This is a genomic window from Rhizobium leguminosarum (assembly GCF_004123835.1).
Lineage (GTDB): Bacteria > Pseudomonadota > Alphaproteobacteria > Rhizobiales > Rhizobiaceae > Rhizobium > Rhizobium leguminosarum_M.
Genome location: NZ_MZMU01000025.1, coordinates 1 through 16,684 on the forward strand (window position 1 = coordinate 1; position 16,684 = coordinate 16,684).

Annotated in this window: 10 protein-coding genes, 1 tRNA gene and 1 rRNA gene; 4 read left to right on the forward strand and 8 right to left on the reverse strand. The window is 58.5% G+C overall.

Annotated features, from left to right (window positions below; translation table 11 throughout):
* Positions 1-5: 5 nt before the first annotated feature.
* Positions 6-120: ribosomal RNA gene (rrf, locus tag B5P46_RS31940) — 5S ribosomal RNA — on the forward strand.
* A 176-nt stretch (positions 121-296) separates the two neighbouring features.
* Positions 297-373, forward strand: a tRNA-Met gene (locus tag B5P46_RS31945).
* 98 nt (positions 374-471) lie between these two features.
* On the opposite strand, the gene B5P46_RS31950 is transcribed toward B5P46_RS31945, so the two are convergent.
* The 7 genes from B5P46_RS31950 to B5P46_RS31980 all read right to left on the reverse strand — a co-directional run bounded on the left by B5P46_RS31950 (position 472) and on the right by B5P46_RS31980 (position 13,328).
* On the reverse strand, positions 472-3,852 hold the full coding sequence (locus B5P46_RS31950) for a DEAD/DEAH box helicase (protein ID WP_129422211.1): 3,381 nt from the start codon (positions 3,850-3,852) through the stop codon (positions 472-474).
* 134 nt (positions 3,853-3,986) lie between these two features.
* Positions 3,987-5,639 carry a GNAT family N-acetyltransferase gene (locus B5P46_RS31955; protein WP_129422212.1) on the reverse strand — a complete coding sequence of 551 codons (1,653 nt, stop codon included), beginning with the start codon at positions 5,637-5,639 and terminating at the stop codon, positions 3,987-3,989.
* Positions 5,640-5,908: 269 nt separating this feature from the next.
* On the reverse strand, positions 5,909-6,400 hold the full coding sequence (locus tag B5P46_RS31960; protein WP_129422213.1) for a hypothetical protein: 492 nt from the start codon (positions 6,398-6,400) through the stop codon (positions 5,909-5,911).
* Positions 6,401-6,520: 120 nt separating this feature from the next.
* The gene (locus tag B5P46_RS31965) at positions 6,521-7,870 is read right to left on the reverse strand and encodes an HlyD family type I secretion periplasmic adaptor subunit (RefSeq protein WP_129422214.1); all 1,350 of its coding nucleotides are present in this window, start codon (positions 7,868-7,870) and stop codon (positions 6,521-6,523) included.
* 5 nt (positions 7,871-7,875) lie between these two features.
* Entirely contained in the window at positions 7,876-10,170 is a 2,295-nt protein-coding gene (locus tag B5P46_RS31970) for a type I secretion system permease/ATPase (protein ID WP_129422215.1), read from the reverse strand.
* Positions 10,171-10,195: 25 nt separating this feature from the next.
* Positions 10,196-12,232 (reverse strand): hypothetical protein, encoded by a 2,037-nt coding sequence (locus B5P46_RS31975; RefSeq protein WP_129422216.1) that lies wholly within the window; start codon positions 12,230-12,232, stop codon positions 10,196-10,198.
* A 142-nt stretch (positions 12,233-12,374) separates the two neighbouring features.
* On the reverse strand, positions 12,375-13,328 hold the full coding sequence (locus tag B5P46_RS31980) for a fibrinogen-binding protein (protein ID WP_129422217.1): 954 nt from the start codon (positions 13,326-13,328) through the stop codon (positions 12,375-12,377).
* An 828-nt stretch (positions 13,329-14,156) separates the two neighbouring features.
* Between B5P46_RS31980 and B5P46_RS31990 the strand changes: the two genes are divergently transcribed.
* Positions 14,157-14,939 (forward strand): helix-turn-helix transcriptional regulator, encoded by a 783-nt coding sequence (locus tag B5P46_RS31990; RefSeq protein WP_129422218.1) that lies wholly within the window; start codon positions 14,157-14,159, stop codon positions 14,937-14,939.
* A gap of 15 nt (positions 14,940-14,954) precedes the next feature.
* Here B5P46_RS31990 and B5P46_RS31995 read toward each other — a convergent pair whose 3' ends face one another.
* Positions 14,955-15,275: a hypothetical protein gene (locus B5P46_RS31995; protein ID WP_129422219.1), complete on the reverse strand. Its 321-nt coding sequence runs from the start codon at positions 15,273-15,275 to the stop codon at positions 14,955-14,957.
* A gap of 385 nt (positions 15,276-15,660) precedes the next feature.
* On the opposite strand from B5P46_RS31995, the gene B5P46_RS32000 reads away from it, so the two are divergent.
* On the forward strand, positions 15,661-16,683 hold the full coding sequence (locus B5P46_RS32000; protein WP_129422220.1) for a UDP-glucuronic acid decarboxylase family protein: 1,023 nt from the start codon (positions 15,661-15,663) through the stop codon (positions 16,681-16,683).
* The last annotated feature ends 1 nt before the right edge of the window (position 16,684 follow it).

Below are 16,684 nucleotides of genomic sequence, written 5' to 3' on the forward strand. Positions count from 1 at the left end.
GCCGACCTGGTGGTTATGGCGGGGTGGCTGCACCCGTTCCCTTTCCGAACACGGCCGTGAAACGCCCCTGCGCCCATGGTACTTCGTCTTAAGACGCGGGAGAGTAGGTCGCTGCCAGGTCTGCAAAACGCAACTTAACGCATGCGCCCGAAGCCGTCAGGCTTCGGTAAGCTGCATGCGTCAACAAAGATAATCTTCTCATTCACAGCCAACGGCCCAAAGCCGAAACAAAGGGCCGCTCACAAAGCGGCCTTTCGTGTTATAATACTGCAGCAAATCCCAAGGATTTGCGCTGGCGCGGGGTGGAGCAGCCCGGTAGCTCGTCAGGCTCATAACCTGAAGGCCGCAGGTTCAAATCCTGCCCCCGCAACCAAATCTTCCAAATAGACCACCATAGACACAAACACCAAAAGCCCGCCTCGTGCGGGCTTTTTGAATTAAGCCAAGGCTTCATCGCGCAGATCCGATCCTTCAGCCCAATCCGTTCTGAGCCAGGAAGTCCGCTGCCTGCATTGTGTCCAAGGCGCCGGCCGTCTCTCTGAAGTAAGGCAGGCCTTGCCAGAGGTTGCGATCGCCGACGATATAGAATCGCCGCTGGGCGCGGGTGAGGGCGACGTTCAAGAGGTTTGGCTTCGATGCGGCCCAGCTCGCCGCCCCGTGATGGTCGGCATCGGCGCCGAGCACCATGAAAACGATGTCTTCCTCCTTGCCCTGGAAGGTATGCACCGTGCCGATCCGTTCCTGCAGCCATTTCGATAGTCTCGGTGGAGACGACCGCGTATTTCCGTTCCAATCACCCCATGCTGCATGGGCCAGAGCCTGCCTCAGACTGTTCTTGATCTCCTTGAACGGCGAGATGATATAGAGATCCGGCAATGCGCCGTCCCGGCGATAAGTGGCAGTGAGGAGATCGACAATGAAACCCGTCTGTTCTGGAACGGCCTGTTTGCCTGACACACTTCCCTTGACGTCGATCCAGGCGCTGTCGCCATAAAACGGTGGAGCGTCGCCGGCCGGCCGGCGCTCTTCCAGCCCGAAGACCATCTTGTTCTGATAGGCGATCTGGTTGGCAAGACTGAACATCGGGTCGATGCAGCGACGATGGACCCTGAGGGGGCTGCCGATCCAGAGCCCGTCCGCTTCCTCTCCCTGTACGGTCGTTCCATAGCGGTTGGCGGCATCGGCCAGCATCTGCACCGACGCCCTGTTCGGCGAATATTGTCCAGTCGCCGTGTGGGGCGAGAGCGCCGAGGTGGCGGTGATCAGCGCACTGGGAAGCGTGAAGACCGGTTCGATCTGCTGGGGATCGCCGATCACCATGACGCGACGCCCCCGCAACAAGGCCCCGACGGCCGCTTGCGGCACCGCCTGACCGGCTTCATCGATGAAGACCCAGCCGATCGAGGCGGCTTCGAGACCGCGGAACTGCCGGGCAAAGGAGGCAAACGTCGTCGACACGATCGGAACGATCATGAAAAGGCTCTGCCAGATCAACGCAATGTACTGGCTGTCGGCGGGACCGTTGTTGGAAAGCAGTTTGTTGATGGCGACGATGTTTCCGCCAAAACCTCCGCCCTTCTGGCCAACATCCGCCAGCCACGCTTCCTGCAGCGTCAACGCTGCTTCCAGCAATGCCGAACGCAGACCTGCCAGCTCGTCCTGATGCCACAGGCCGTCAATCTGGAAACGGTCGGTTTCGAGATCGGCGAGACGCCCGGGTAGGGTGGGATGACCGAGAATCGTCCCGAGACGACCGAATTCTTCTCTCTTCCGGGACCAGATTTCCCGTTGTGATCTGAGCGCCAGTTCGGCCCGCTGATGTCCGCGCAACGCCCGTTTCAGCGCAGGTCCATGAGTTTTTGCAAGTTGACGCTCGCATTCCGCCAGTGCCTTGCGCAGTTCCAGCTGCCCGCGCGCATTGGCGCCGACATCTTGCCGATGCTGCCGGGCAGGAGTGGTCGGCAACACTCTCTCCCACCACGCAGGAGCGCTGCGGTCGAGCAACTGTTCCTCCTCTTTCAGATGAGACAAACCTTCCCTGATACGAAGTATTTCGGCTTGGACCATGTCGCATCTGTCCTGCGCTTGCCGAAATTCGCTTTCGGCTGCTCTGACCCCTTCAAGGGCCTCGCGGCAGAAGGTATCCTGCGAAACCAGGGCGATCTCGTCATAGAGATCGGCATAGCGTGCACATTGGCCGATCTTGTCGCGGACCGCGCCGTCGGCGGCATGAAAAGCCGCCGACGCTTCGGCAAAGGTCGGTCCTTCATAGCTTTTCAGCCATTCCCAAATGGTCTGTGGCTTGTCACTGCCGGACCAGCCGGGCTTCGGCCTGTCGGCGATCTCCATGAAGGCAAAACGTTCCTTGAAGGCTCGGCGGTTCCTGGAGTTGCCGAGCGCACAAGCGATCAGCCCCCATGGGCGGTCGTCGTCGGAGAGCTTGACGGTGGCACCATTGTCCTTCTGGCAAGCGATCTTGTGTGCGACCGTCTGCAGATATTGGAATGAAGACGTGTCCGCGATCGCGCTCCGCTTGGGAAGGTCGCGCGAGATATTCTCCACGGCGGCGTTGTTGGAGGAGGCGACGACCATTTCGAAACCGGCAAGGGCCGGGATCAGCGCCGATATGGAGCTCGTGCTCCGGTCCGCGAAAGTGACGCGGCGCGCCGAACCGCCAAAGGCATCGCGCGCCGTCTTCAAAGAGGAGAGCACCCGGGCGCGCCGAACGATATTATCCGCGAACATGTCGCGAAGCAGGGTCGTCTTTCCCGTCCCTGGCGGGCCGTTGACCGAGGACAGTCCTGCTTCCGAAAGGTCGCCAATCGCCGAATTGATCGCAAACTGCTGCATGAGGCTCATTGCGTGGTGAGGTTCGCTGAGCCAACGTCCGCGGTTGAGTTTTCCAGGATGCAAGGCCCGAACGATCGCCCGGCGTCCCTCCTCCGAGTAGAGGTCGATCCGTTTCTCACGCGCCAGCGGGGTGAGATATTGCCTGAGCGGCGCGGGGATATCGCCATGCGTGACGCGTATCATCGCCTGCTCGATGTCCTCGATGAAGAAGCTGTTCAGGATCCCGATCTCTTCTTCGGTGTTTGCACTCTCGTCCTCCTCGTCGTCGGCATCGGGCACATTGCTCTCCTGTGGTGGCGGCAGGGAGAGGACCTCGGGTTTTTCCACCCCGTCTCGATAGCGTATTTCGACGGCGGCGATGGGCTTTTCCTGGCGCGAAGCAAAGCCGGCCCAATCGCAGAGCAGTTCATGCAGCGTCAGGATTTCGCCGGCGTCGATCGGCTGATCGTCCGTGTCCTCGGAAGATGAAGATCTCAGATGCCGCTGTGCCCGAAAGTTTTGGAGTAGTTCCGACAGCTGCCGCTTGCTGTCGGCAAATGCCTCGTGGCTGAGCGAGGAGAGGCCGGATTTGCGCACCCGCCCCAGAGCCCATGGCAGCGTCGAAACGGAAAACGTTTCGAACATCGGCTGTCCCAAGGGGGAGAGCTGCAGGCTGGCAAAGCAGGTATCGCCGTCGAGGTCGCCGCGTTCGGCATCCTCATATTCGGCGATATCGGCTGCAACGCTGTCGAAATGCCTGCGGATGTCGGCAATTTCCGATTTGCTGAAAACGCCGAGGAACAGGGTAAAACCCGTGATCTGCTTCTCCTCGGGGATCGCTGGACGGCTGAGTGCGGCACCGTCATCCTCAAGTGTCTTCGCATGCAGCCAGAAAACAGTTCGGCCTTCACCTGAGGCGATACGACTGGAGAGATCGTAAGGAATGAAGAACTCGATTTTGTGCCAGAAATCGAGAATGGCCAGAAGCCGTTCCCTTTCGGCGCCATCTGCATTCGTCTGCATGACTTCTCACTGAGGAGTTGCAAAAATAGGCTCGCGCTTTCTTTTAGCAACGATTGCAGCTCAAAATCAAAGACCATGGTGACTGCGCGTCCCGGAGCCGCCGGACCGCATTTCCGCACCATGGCAAAACCGCGTCAATGCAGACGCGGTCGGCGTCGTTCGCTGAGTTGCCGTCCCCGGTTCCAGCGGGCGATGGTCTCCGGCACGACGTCCGTCTTGCCAACGGCGGGTTCGCCGATCGAGCGCAGGCGTTCGAGGGCAACACCCGCCTTGGCGGCATATTCGAGCGAGGTCGGATCGTCCGAATGCACGTCCTGGATCGCGGCGAAGACGGCCTCCGCCTCGGTCAGCCGTTTGCTGGCCGCAAGGGCGATGCCACGCTTGTAATGCGCCTGGATGAGATGCGGCCCGATCTCGCCGACCTGGCGGAAAGTCTCCGCGGCCTGGTCGTATTGATGCAGGGCGAGCTGCGTGTCGCCAAGCCGCATTTGGATCGGTGTCGGATCGGGCGCTCGCTCGACGAGAGCCTTGTAGGCAGCCAGTGCCTCCGTCAGCTTTCCTCGGTCGAACAGCAAATTGGCGAGCCCGAATTCCGCACCGGTATGGCCGGGAGCAGATTGCAGGACCTGGTTGAAGGCGATCTCCGCTTTACCACGAGCGCCGTTGCGGTACATGTCGAGCGCCTGCTCGTAGACGAAACGAATGCTGCGTGGGTTGAGCACGCCGTGCAGGTTCTGGCCGTTGCGGGTGCGGAACAGCGTGCAGCTGATCCGCCGTTCCTCCACCCCGAACATATATTTATAGGGTTCGTTTCCGCGCAGGAAATCATAGGTCTTGAAGCCGTGCTCGATCGCCCGCCGGATGCAGTAGCCATGCAGGATGAGGCCGGGAGACGGCGTCTTCCAGTTTTCGTCGCGGCCGGTGATATAAAAGAGGATCGCCTTCTTCTGCCGGTCGACGATATTCGCCAGCGCGCCGAGCGGCTGATCGCCATACCAAAAGACCGGCACTTCGAGATTGCCGCTGTTGAAACAGTCCATCAGCATTTCGCGCGTGGTGATGATCAGACGTTCGGTCCGCTCCGTGCCTTTGCGGGCACTCCACTTGATCCGCCAGAGATTGAAGAGGATGTCCAAGTCCCGATCAACAGTCTCGGCGGTTGCCATCGTGATCCGGTAAATATCACCGCCTTCGACCTTGCGCAGGAAGCGCCGGAGCTTTTGGCGCGTCTGGCTGCTCATGCTCTGTTCGAGATAGTCGTCGAAGCTCGCCGGCAGGGGGACGATCGGGCAGATCGTATTGTCGATATTCTCGCTGTTCTTGGGTGAGCTGTCGCGAAACATCACCTCCGGCCCCTGCAGCGCCTTGATCATCTTCTCGCGCCGGCCGGCGGGGCCGCTGAAATATTCGAGCTTCAGGTCGGTCCAGTTCTGATGTTTGAGAAACGAAGCAAAGCCGGCAATGGCATGCTGCTCGTAATCCGGCCTGACGATGAAACCGGTATAATCGGCCGCAAAATTCCCGGCCATGATGATTTCGTCGTAGAAGAGCCCGGTCTTCTCGTTCAGATGCGTGATGAGGCGCAACGGAAAGAAGGCGACATAGGGTGCTTCGGGATCGCGTTCGCGAAGGGCGAGGATGAACCAGCGGCGCCGGCGGGAGAGATAATTCTTCAGCCATATCCAGGAGAGGAAATGCTGCGCGTCGGGATCTTCCAGGAAGACCTGATCCCAGTTCTCGCGTACCGCCTCGAACCCGGCAATGGTGTCGATAATATCTATGCGCATGTCCGCCCCCCAATACCCCATACGTCACTCGGGAGGTTTCATTCTAGTGGGAAACACCGATCTTCAAATAAACCGTCCGGATGATTTAAGTGGCCTAAATGGGATTAGTCCTGAGCCGGCGCATAACCCAAAATCGCAATCGGTTTTGGTGAAAATGATGCACAGATTCAAAGTGATAGAGCGCAACGCGTCCTGAAGGATGCTGCGCTTCAACGACCTCGCCCGAAAGTGTGCAGCGGTTTTGAGAACCTCCATACATAAGGATTAGATCAGAGCTCGCCGGAGATCTGCGGGCTCGCATGGATGAAGGCCCAGAGCGTCCGGCTGATGGCGACGATCTCGGCGATCGACTTTTCCAGATGCTCGATCTCGCGCGCGTCCATCTGTTCGATCTTGCCGTAGCGGATCTCCTTGTCGTCCTCGACGAGCCGCATCAGCTGCGTGCTCGAAATCTCTCCCTTTTCGTCGAAAGAATAGATGCAGTGATTGTACTTGTTGCGGACCTTGGACTCCTTCTTCAGCCGCGACATGGCTGAAAGGATCGCCTTGCGGTCGGAAGGGGAGGTCGAAGCGAGCTTGGACAGCCGTTCGATGAGATCGATCCTGGCACGCGTGGTGTTGAGCGTCAGGAACACGACGATTGCCGCATCCTTTTCGACCCGGAGAAGATGGGCGATGATGTAGATCAGCAGGCTTTCGGTGTTCGTCCAGACATAGTTCAGGCGGCCGACCCGCAGCAGGACATCGGACATCGCCGCCATGCTTGACCCTTTCTCCCCGGAGGGAATCCCATCCCTCAAGGGATGACATGTGGACATTACATCAGAGCAACGGGCAAGTCCGTCATATTTACCGGATCGCCCATGCCGGATCGCCAGCGATCAGCGCTCCTTGAAAGCCCGGGACATGCTGTCGGTGATCGGTTTGCTCAGATATTCGAAGAAGGTGCGTTCCGACGTCTGAATCAGCACTTCGGCCGGCATGCCGGGAACGGGATGGAAATTGTGCACCCGCGCAATCTCGGAATCGGGTATTCCGACGCGGACGATATAGACGTCCTTGACCGAAGCTCCCGAATTTTCCTCGATCGAATCGGCTGAGACGTAGAAGACCTTGCCCTGCAGAACAGGGGTCGTGCGCCGGTCGAGCGCCGTGAGGCGGATCGAGGCCGTTTCTCCCTCATGCAACTGATCGATCGAGGTACGCAGCACCTGCGCTTCCAGGATCAGCGGCACATGCGCCGGCAGGATCTCCATGATCGGCTTTCCTGTCGTGATGACACCGCCGGCTGTGTGAAAATAGGAGCGCACCACCGTGCCCGACACCGGCGAGCGGATAGTGGTGCGTTCGAGCACGCCGGCGGCCTCGCGCATCTGTTCGCGCACACTGTCCAGATCGGTTTCGGCGGTCTCGAGCGCATCGAGTGCCGCCTGCTTGTTGGAGTTGACGGCGATGACGGCTTCCTGGCGGAATTTGGCGATCTCCGCCTCGCTCTCGTTGAGCTCGCCGTTCAGTCGAGCAATGTCGCCCATCGCATCGGCGATCGCCCGCTCGATTGCCAGCAGATCCGTCTTGCGCATATAGCCGACCTTAACCAGCCGAGCCTTGGAGTCGCGTTCCTCGGTCAGCAGCGACAGCTGCCTTTCGAAGGATTCTCGCTGGCCCCTATAGCCGGCGAACCGGAATTCGAGCGATGCGATGTTCTTCCCGATCAGATTGAGCTGCTCTTCAAGCTTGATCTGCTTGCTGTGGAAGACGACGTTCTGGCTCTGGATGATCGCGTTGATGTCGGGATCGCTGGCCTCCTTCGTCACGATATCGGGAAGCTGGAATTCGCGCAGGCCCTGCGCTTCGGCACGGAGCCTGGCGACGACGGCTTCCAGGCGCAGGCGGCGAAGCTGCAGCATTCTCTCGTTCGAGCGGGATGCTGTGGGATCGAGGGTCAACAGGATGTCGCCTTCCTTGACCGTGTCGCCTTCGCTGACGCGCATCTCCTTGATGATGCCGCCTTCCAGATGCTGGACGATCTTGTTATTGCCGGTTGCGACGAAACTTCCCTGCGCGATAACGGCGGAGGCGAGCGGCGCCGTCGCCGCCCAGAAGCCGAAGCCGCCGAACGACGTGAAGAGAACCGTCAGGCCGACGATGCTGTGCACACGGATCGAGCGCGGCACATCGCTATACCATTCGAGCTGCGCCGGACCGGTTGTCTCCCGATTTTTCCGTCCCATGTCGTTCATCCCTCAATGCGCGGTGCTTGTTGACCGTTATTACTGTTGTTCTTGGAAAGCGCCTGCAGCACCTCGATCCTTTCCCCGAACATGGCGACAGTGCCCTCCTTGAGCACGAGGATCTTGTCGACGCATTGGAGAAGAGCCGGGCGCTGGGTAATGGTGACGGTGGTGATGCCCTGCTTCTTGGCGTGGATCAGCGCCTTGGCAAGTGCTGCCTCGCCCTGGGTATCGAGGTTTGAATTAGGCTCGTCGAGGACCACGAATTTGGGATTGCCGAAGAAGGCGCGAGCCAGCGCGATGCGCTGCTTCTGGCCGCCCGAAAGCGGAGCGCCGTCGGCCGCCACGATGGTTTCGTAGCCCTGCGGGAAGCCTGCGATGAGTTCGTGCACGTCGGCCAGCACCGCGGCCTCGTAGATCTGGTGATCGTCGACGTCGTCGCGCATGCGGCAGATATTGGCCTTGATCGTGCCGGGAAAGAGCTGCACGTCCTGCGGCAGATAGCCGATGCTTTCGCCGAACTGGCGCTGGTCCCAGTTGCGCAGATCCATCAGGTCGAGGCGCACATTTCCCGATGTCGGGACGATCGAGCCGACGAGCATCTTGCCGAGCGTCGTCTTGCCGGACCCGGAATTACCGATGATCGCAAGCGATTCCCCCTTCCGGAGTGAGAAGGAGATGCCGTTGAGAATGACCTTCTTTTGCGGTGGCGGCACGAAGAGAATGCGTTCGACATCGAGCCGGCCTTCGGGATTCGGGAGACGCAGGCGCGGAAAGTTCAATGGGGAATTCAACAGTAGTCCCTTGATCCTGCTATAGGCGGCTGCCGACCGGTTGAACTGGTTCCAGCCTTCGATGGCGCCTTCGATTGGCGCCAGCGCGCGTCCCGAGATAATCGAGGCCGCAATTACCATGCCGCCTGTCAACTCGCCGGAGAGCGACAGATGCGCGCCCCAGCCGAGCAGGGCAACCTGGGTGATCATGCGGCAAGCCTTCGATATGCCGGAGAAGATGATGTTACGGTCCTGCGCCTCGACTTGCGATTTCAGCGATCCCGCCGTTTCCCGGCCCCACATCTTCACGGCCTCAGGGATCATCGCCATCGCGTTGATGATCTGCGAATTGCGCGACATGGAATCGAGATGGAAATTCGCCCGGCTGAGATAGCCGTTGGATTCGGCGAATTGGCGGGCGGTGAATTTTTGGTTCAGATAGGCGATGACGAAAAGCACCACACAGCAGACCATGATGATGATGCCGAGATGCGGATGCACGAAGTAGACGACGACCACGAAGAACGGCATCAGCGGCGCATCGAGAAACGCGATCAGCGTGCCTGATGTCAGGAAGCCGCGCAGCAGCTGCAGGTCCTGCAGCGTCTGATAATCCTTGCCGCTGCCATGCAGCGATGCCCTCGCCGCAGCGCTGAGGATCGGCGCGCCGAGCTGTACTTCGAGCTCCACCGCGGTGCGCATCAGGATGAAGCGACGCACCGAATCCATGAAGGCCTGCAGCAGCACGGCGCCGAGCACGGCAATCGAGAGCATGACGAGCGTGTCGATGGAGCGGCTTGTCAGCACCCGGTCGGATATCTGGAAGAGATAAAGCGGTATCGCCAGCAGAAGGACGTTGATGGCGATCGTAAACATCATGACGACCACCATGTTGCGTCGTACCGCCGCCATGCCGCGCGAGAGGCTGGCGGCGAAATTCACAGGCTCGCTGCGCTTGTGAAAACCGCCGCCGCTTCCGCCGCCCCCGCCCCCGCCGCCCCCGGGATCGGAATCCTTGCCGTTTCCGCCGCCGGTGCGCAGTCGCCTGTCGTTCTCGCTGATCGGACCGCTGTCGCCTTCGATGGTCTTGCCGAAAGGCATCGTCGGGCTCGATTTAAGCTCGGTCTTCTCTTTCGGCAGTTCGGGAGCCACCCGCGCTTCGATCTGCGGTTGGGCCGGCGCTTCCGCCGGTTTTGCTGTCGCCGGGCCCTGCGCCACCGCGACAGGAGGTGCCGTTTCTACTTTAGCTTCCGGCACCGCCGTCTTTTCCGGGAGGGGCGCCTGCGTTGCGCTTGCGCGTCCGGTATCGGCAGCCTCGTTTGCCGCAGCTTCGGACGTCTCCTTGCTGCCATCGGGAGGCGAAGCAGCGGCGCCGCTCAGCCTGCGAAGGTTCTCGACCGCCTCGTCGATCGCGGAGATGCAAAGATCGGTCATCGCCGTTTCCGAGGCGGCAGCGGAGGGAATAGTGCCCGACCTCAGATCGAGGGCGCTGCCTGCCGCAAAGACTTGTTTCGAAATCTGGTTCATCGTGGTTCCTTCGCAATACTCAAGGTCACGCGACCATGGCTTGCATTACGTCGGCGGGATGCGTCGACGACCATGAAAAATCCTGCCCGGCATTGATGACGCCGTCAGCACAATCGCAGCCTGCCGGATCGTCGTTGTCGAGAAAGGCGATGACCTCGTTGGCGAGCCTGTCGTCGGCCGGCTGCGGCTGTGTCGTGTCATGCTCCACCAGCCCGCCCTGAATGAGGATGGCGTCTGAATAGAGCTGGCCTGCCAAATAGGTCGTCTGGCCGAAACTGTCGTAGTCGACGATCTCGGCGACGTTGACGACCGCATTGCTGCCCGTGTCGATCGTAACCGTTGCATCGGGATTATTGTCGAGGAGCGTCGATGCCGCCTGGGTGACATCGTCGGAATCGCCGAGGACACTGACCTGCTTTATGATTGTCATGTCATAGAAATTGCCGGTGATGTAGAGCACGTTCAGCCCGGCATATCCTTGGAAATTCGCATCGAACGACAGCCCCTCCGGCATATTGGGATCGCGATCTTCGATCGCCTTCTGCGTGTCGACCATGTAGTCGGGCATGGTCTCGAACGGGCCGCCCGTTCCGACATTGTGGATCGAGGCGAAATTCCAGATCAGGTTGTTGCCCGTTTGTATGTCGGCGCCGGGATCGAGGTCGCCCTCTGCCCGCACCCAGTCATTGTCGTAGAGCAGCGAGACCTGGGTGATGCTGTTGATATCGAGCACATTGCCGCCGATGATCACCAGATCATATTGCAGGCCCATCTGGAAAAAGGAGGAGAAATTGATCGAAGTATTGCCGCCCATCAGAACCGTGGCTTCGGACCCTGAGGTGGTGACCGTCATCGTGTCGTTGTCGGTGACGAAGTGATACTGCTCGATCCACTGGACGAAGGAGACGTCGCCGTCGATGACGCTGACGCGCCAGCTGTTGGGGAACGTCGGATCGGCATGATCGGGTTCGGCATAGCTCGATGCTTCGAAGGTGCTTTGTTCGAAAACGGCGATGTTCTTGGCGATCGTTCCGGCTTCCTCGGCCGAGTGAACGGATGAGCGCAGCGCCGAGGCGATCTCGTCATTGTCGCTATAGACGAAGGCCTGGGAGACCGCGTCGATCTGATGATAGTTGCCCATGACGGCGGTGACAGACGCAATGACGCCGGTATGGATCACGGAGGCGACGTTGACGACGACGTTCGCACCGGCAGTCACCTCAAGGCTGTTGCCGCTGGGGTCGTTCTGCTCGACGGATGTTTGGGTGTCGTCGGGCTCTTCGGGGAGCTTGGCGAGACCGCGATCGGGCAGGAAGTCGTCGAGGACCGGTATATCGGTCTCGGCCTTGCCGTTGATGTAGACGGTGTCGTTGACCTCGGGGTCGAGGCGGACAAAATCATGCGGCGCGTCGGTGCCGAGCGAGGTTGCGCCGCTATCCTCGGTATTCTGGGCATTCTGGATATAGTTTTTGAGATCCTCGGCGATCTTCAGGGCACCATCATACGTATCCGTGCGGTGGAGGCTCGCAAAAGGCGTGAAAATCTCGGCCTTGGTGCTGAAATCCGCCAGCCGCTCGATGACGAAACTCGTGTCTCGAGGCGCATGGACGCCGTCGGTCATATCGAGATAGTCGTCGTCATAGAGGGCGTTGACCTGGAGGACATGACTGATCGCCGAACCAGGCCCGGCAAAGATTGTCAGTTCCGGCTCATCCGTGAGCACGATATCCGTAGGATCGCCGAAATGCGGTAACGGGATGTCCTTTCCGGCAATCGCCGCCAGCTTCTCGAGGCTCTCTTCGAAGACGCGGCCGAAATGGCGCGTCGGGCCATATTCGATTTCGTAGCTGCCGCTTTTGTAAATGATGCCCGGATCGTAGTCCTTGAGCTGGAGATCGGAAGAGAAGGCGGCGGTAAAGGCATCCTGATCCGGCAGAGCCGGTCCATCCGCGCCCGGTCCTGCGCCTTCGGCATAGTTGGTGCGTAACCTCATCTCGTCGGTCGTCATCTCGAAGAGACCGATGAAGTGCGCAATGATTTCCGAAATCTTCTCGATATGCATGGTTCGGCCCTCCCATTCGAAATGACGATCGGCCTTGGAGGCACCCGCCGGGAGGCGTGGTGTGGTCGTCAAATCGTTTTCAAGCAGTCAAACTGCACCGGCTTGAGCCGGTGCAGTTCGTCTTGGTCGCTGGAGGTCAGTGTCAGGTGCTGGTATCCTCGCCGACGTCGGAGGCACGAGAGTTGCCGCCGATGACGCTGGAGTCGACCGTATTGCTGAGCAGGTTCGCACCCTGAACGAGCTCAAGGTGGAAGCCGGAATTGGCAAGGATCGCCGAAGCATCGGCCGCGCTCGAACCAGCGGCGTCGTCGCCGGCCTTGAGATCCCAGCCTTTGCCGTCCATTTCCATGCCTTCTGCGCTGTCGGCGGTGCCGCCATTGGCATTCAGGTGGTTCTGAGCTCCTGCGTTGTCCATCTTGGTGTTCCAGGCGCTATCCTGGTCGGCCAGATGGTTCGCCTGGACGGCGCTGAAGCCGCTGTCATTGCCTTCGCCGGTCAGCGAATTGTTCAGGATGCTGTCGACGTCGAGAGTGAAGGAGAAGTCGTCCCCGAGGTTGAAGGTGAGGTCGTGTCCGGCAACGCCGAGATTGGAGTCCTTGACGTCCTCGATGACGGCGAAGTCTGTGTCCGTCTTGTTGAAGCTGTCGGAGGTGTTGAAGCTGTCGGAGACCGTCTTCGTATCCGTCTCCGTCTCCGTAACGGTCTTGATATCGGTGTCGGTCACGGTCTTCGTGTCGGTGTCCGTGATCGTCTTGGTGTCGGTGTCGTTATCGCTGTACGACTTGCTGTCATAGCTCCAGTCGTAGTCGGTCTTGGTGTCGGTATCGGTGATCGTCGTGGTCTTGGTGCTCGTATCGTCGTCGGACTTGTAGCTCCAGTCGTATTCGTTGTCTCGGTTGTCGCCGTTGTTGGCGGAGACATCGATCTCAGCCTTGACGTCCACGTCGACGCTGTTGTCTTTATTGTCGCGATTGTCGCCATTGGCGACGCCGACATAACCGGTCGAGCCGTCGTCGACTTCAGTTGAATTGACAGCGCTGTTGGCAAAGCCGTCGGCAAGCGCCCCGACCTTCGTGATTTCGGTTTCGTCAGACATTCAAGTTTCTCCAGAAAAAAACCGGAGCAGCTTTTCGAAATCCCTCTCATCTCAAATGGGATTTTACTCGCGCTCGCTCCGATGCGGTTAACATCGGCAGATGTATTCGATACTAGTCATCTGCAGCTTCTCGCGATTTGTTGATCAAACCGTTGGTATTGGGAACGTACGTACTCAGTACAAGGCCGCACATATCCGGCTCCGAATCCTGAAAAGGATAGGGAGTAGTCAGGTGTTCTTTTCGTTGAGTTGCCCTATATGGAGGCCGTGTATCAAAAACGCATGCCGATACATGGCTTTTCCATGCCGCCACTTGGACGACGACCACAGAATGCTGGAAAGAATGTGGATCCGATAGATACCAATTCGGGCTAAGGCCGATTTGCCACGTCCGGCTAGCCCCTGTCGTTGGTTGAGACTTCTTCGGCCGGGGCGTCGCTAAGCTGCGAGAATCCAGGACTTCCGGCATTCGCCGCTGGGCTGAGGAGCAGCTTTCGACGTCTGCCTGTCTCATATCCGACACTTCATGCATGACGAAAATATAACAATCTGTACTGAAATATTACATTCAGCTCTCATCTATAGTGAGCGCAAATATAGCCTCGAAGTATATATCGCAGTAAGAATGCAACCAATGCTTGGTATCGTATCGCTTTTAGTCCGCTAAAACTAATTATTTTGGGCCATTTCCTTCCTTCTCAATCCGTATTAACATAATTAAGAAATGTCTAAAAAATAAAGCGATGACATCCGGGGTCGGCATTTCTTACTATCTAATACCCGCCATCGCACCAAGTTGAGTAAAGTGTAACGCTAGGGGAGGCGTATATGTTCATGACAGGCTCAGGAATGGAGAATGCGGACCAGGGAAGGAAGTTGGGTTCGTCCGGAGATACTATACTAGTGGTGGCCAAGGCGGATCTGTTTTCAGAATGCATGGTAGAAGCACTGGCAAAGAAATTTCCGAACTGTGAAGTGGCAAGCATAACGAGTACAAAGCCGATACTGGAAAAAGATGCCAGCGATCTGAAACTCGTTTTATTCTATCATATACCCGGCCCGGAGCTTCATGAAGCGCTGCAGGCTGCCCGCGAAAACCACCCTGAAACCTCGATCGGACTTGTCGTCGAAGCTATCGACATGCTCGAGCCCTATGTCAGCCGGCTGGTAGAAGCGCGGATCATCGATGGCGTCCTGCCACTCAACCTGCGGCTCGATGTCTTCATGGCTGCAGTGGATCTGCTGATGAAGGGCGGCGAACATTTTCCGTCAGCACTTCTGAATCGTCTCACCAACAAAAACGCCCAGCTGGAGCCTTCGCTCTATCAGACAAAATCGGTCGATGCGGCCCGCAGCAATGCGCTCAAGCTGAGACGCGACAGCATGTCCGCTTTGACCACCCGGGAGGTTCAGATCCTGGATCTCATATGCAAGGGCACGCAGAACAAGATCATTGCCGACAAGCTGCATCTTTCCGAAAATACCGTGAAGGTTCACGTCCGCAACATCTACAAGAAGATGAACGTCCGAAACCGCACGGAAGCAGCATCCCGTTTCTTCAACGAGCATCCCGCCGGTGATGACGATATGTCCGGCCGTTGGCGCAATTGATCTGACGCTTTTGCTTCAGATCGAGGGGCGTGCAAAGCAGCGTGACTTCTGTCCGAAGCCGCTTGGAGAGCAGATATAGGGCGCCGAGCCATGATAGGCTACGGTGCGGACCGTTGCCCCCGCCGGGCGCGCGGCCCGATTTGCCGGATAGGCATAGGCCTTGGAAACGCGCGGCGCCTCGACCACGGCGATATTCTTCTTCGCGACGACCGCGATATCGTCGTCGACGACCGTGCAGGCCGTCAGTCCGATCGCAAGAAGCGCCGTTCCCCAGGCAAACATCGCCGAGCGGATACGCCGGCCTTTCAGCTGCGCTGCATCTTGTTTTTTCAACATGCCAAAACCCCTCGCATATGGCGCTTCCGGATGCAAGACCAGCGGTGCAGTTGAGCTCGGCCAATCTCCCGCCTTCCCTTTTATATTAGCTGCATTGAGTGAAGCTTGAGCGGCAGGTGAAAGCTTTGTGGCGGAGAAGAGTTAAGTGTGATTAATCATTCGTTACCTTGAAGAATACTTGTGTAATTATTTTGGATACTAGAACTTTTTAAAGTTGACCTTCACGCTAATCGTCTTATTATTTGAGTAGTAAATCAGTTATCCCAAGAATAACTACAAAGTTATTCATATCTTAATAGGAGAGTTAACGAGCATCCAGACGGATAGGGAAGACTTGAGGCGCATAAATAAATCAAAAGACTAAATACATGGGAAGGAGTTTGTAATGCGTAGTTTCGTTCCCAGCGAAGGCTATTCCGAAGTGTCAGGCATACCGGTAGCGCAAGCGTTGCGCACCGTTCTTGTGAATGGCGGGGGAGGTTTCCTCGGTTCACATCTCTGCGAGAGGCTTCTGCAGCGCGGCCACCGTGTCGTATGCCTCGATAATTTTTCCACCGGCCGCCGTGCGAATGTCGATCACCTTGCGTCGAACACTCACTTCCACATCGTCGAGCATGATGTTCGCCAGCCCTTCGACATCGAAGCGTCGCTCATCTTCAATTTCGCCTCTCCGGCCTCTCCGCCCGACTATCAGCGGGATCCTGTGGGAACGCTGCTCACCAATGTGCTCGGCGCCGTCAACACCCTGGATTGCGCGCGAAAGACCGGTGCGATCGTCGTCCAGTCGTCGACGTCGGAGGTTTATGGCGACCCGATCCACAGCCCGCAGCACGAATCCTATTGCGGCAATGTCAACCAGATCGGGCCGCGCGGCTGCTACGACGAGGGCAAGCGCAGCGCCGAAACCCTGTTTTTCGACTATCACAGGACTTATGGCGTCGACATCAAGGTCGGCCGCATCTTCAACACTTACGGACCACGCATGCGCCTGGACGACGGGCGGGTGGTTTCCAATTTCATCGTGCAGGCCCTGCGCAACGCGGATCTGACGATCTATGGCGATGGCCAGCAGACCCGTTCTTTCTGCTATGTCGACGATCTCATCGAGGGTTTCCTGCGTTTTTCGGCTGCCGGCAGCGCCTGCAACGGCCCGATCAACCTCGGCAATCCAGCCGAAATGACCGTTCGACGCCTGGCGGAAATCATCCGGGACCTGACGAACTCGCGATCCCGGATCGTCCACCTACCGGCGGTCACCGACGACCCCCGCCAGCGGCGGCCGGATATTTCCCGGGCCATGGCCGAGCTGGGCTGGCAGCCCCGCATCGGGCTCGAAACCGGCTTGGCTCGCACCGTCGAATATTTCGACGGCCTGCTTGCCAGCACAGAGAAGGCGGAGGTCGTATGAG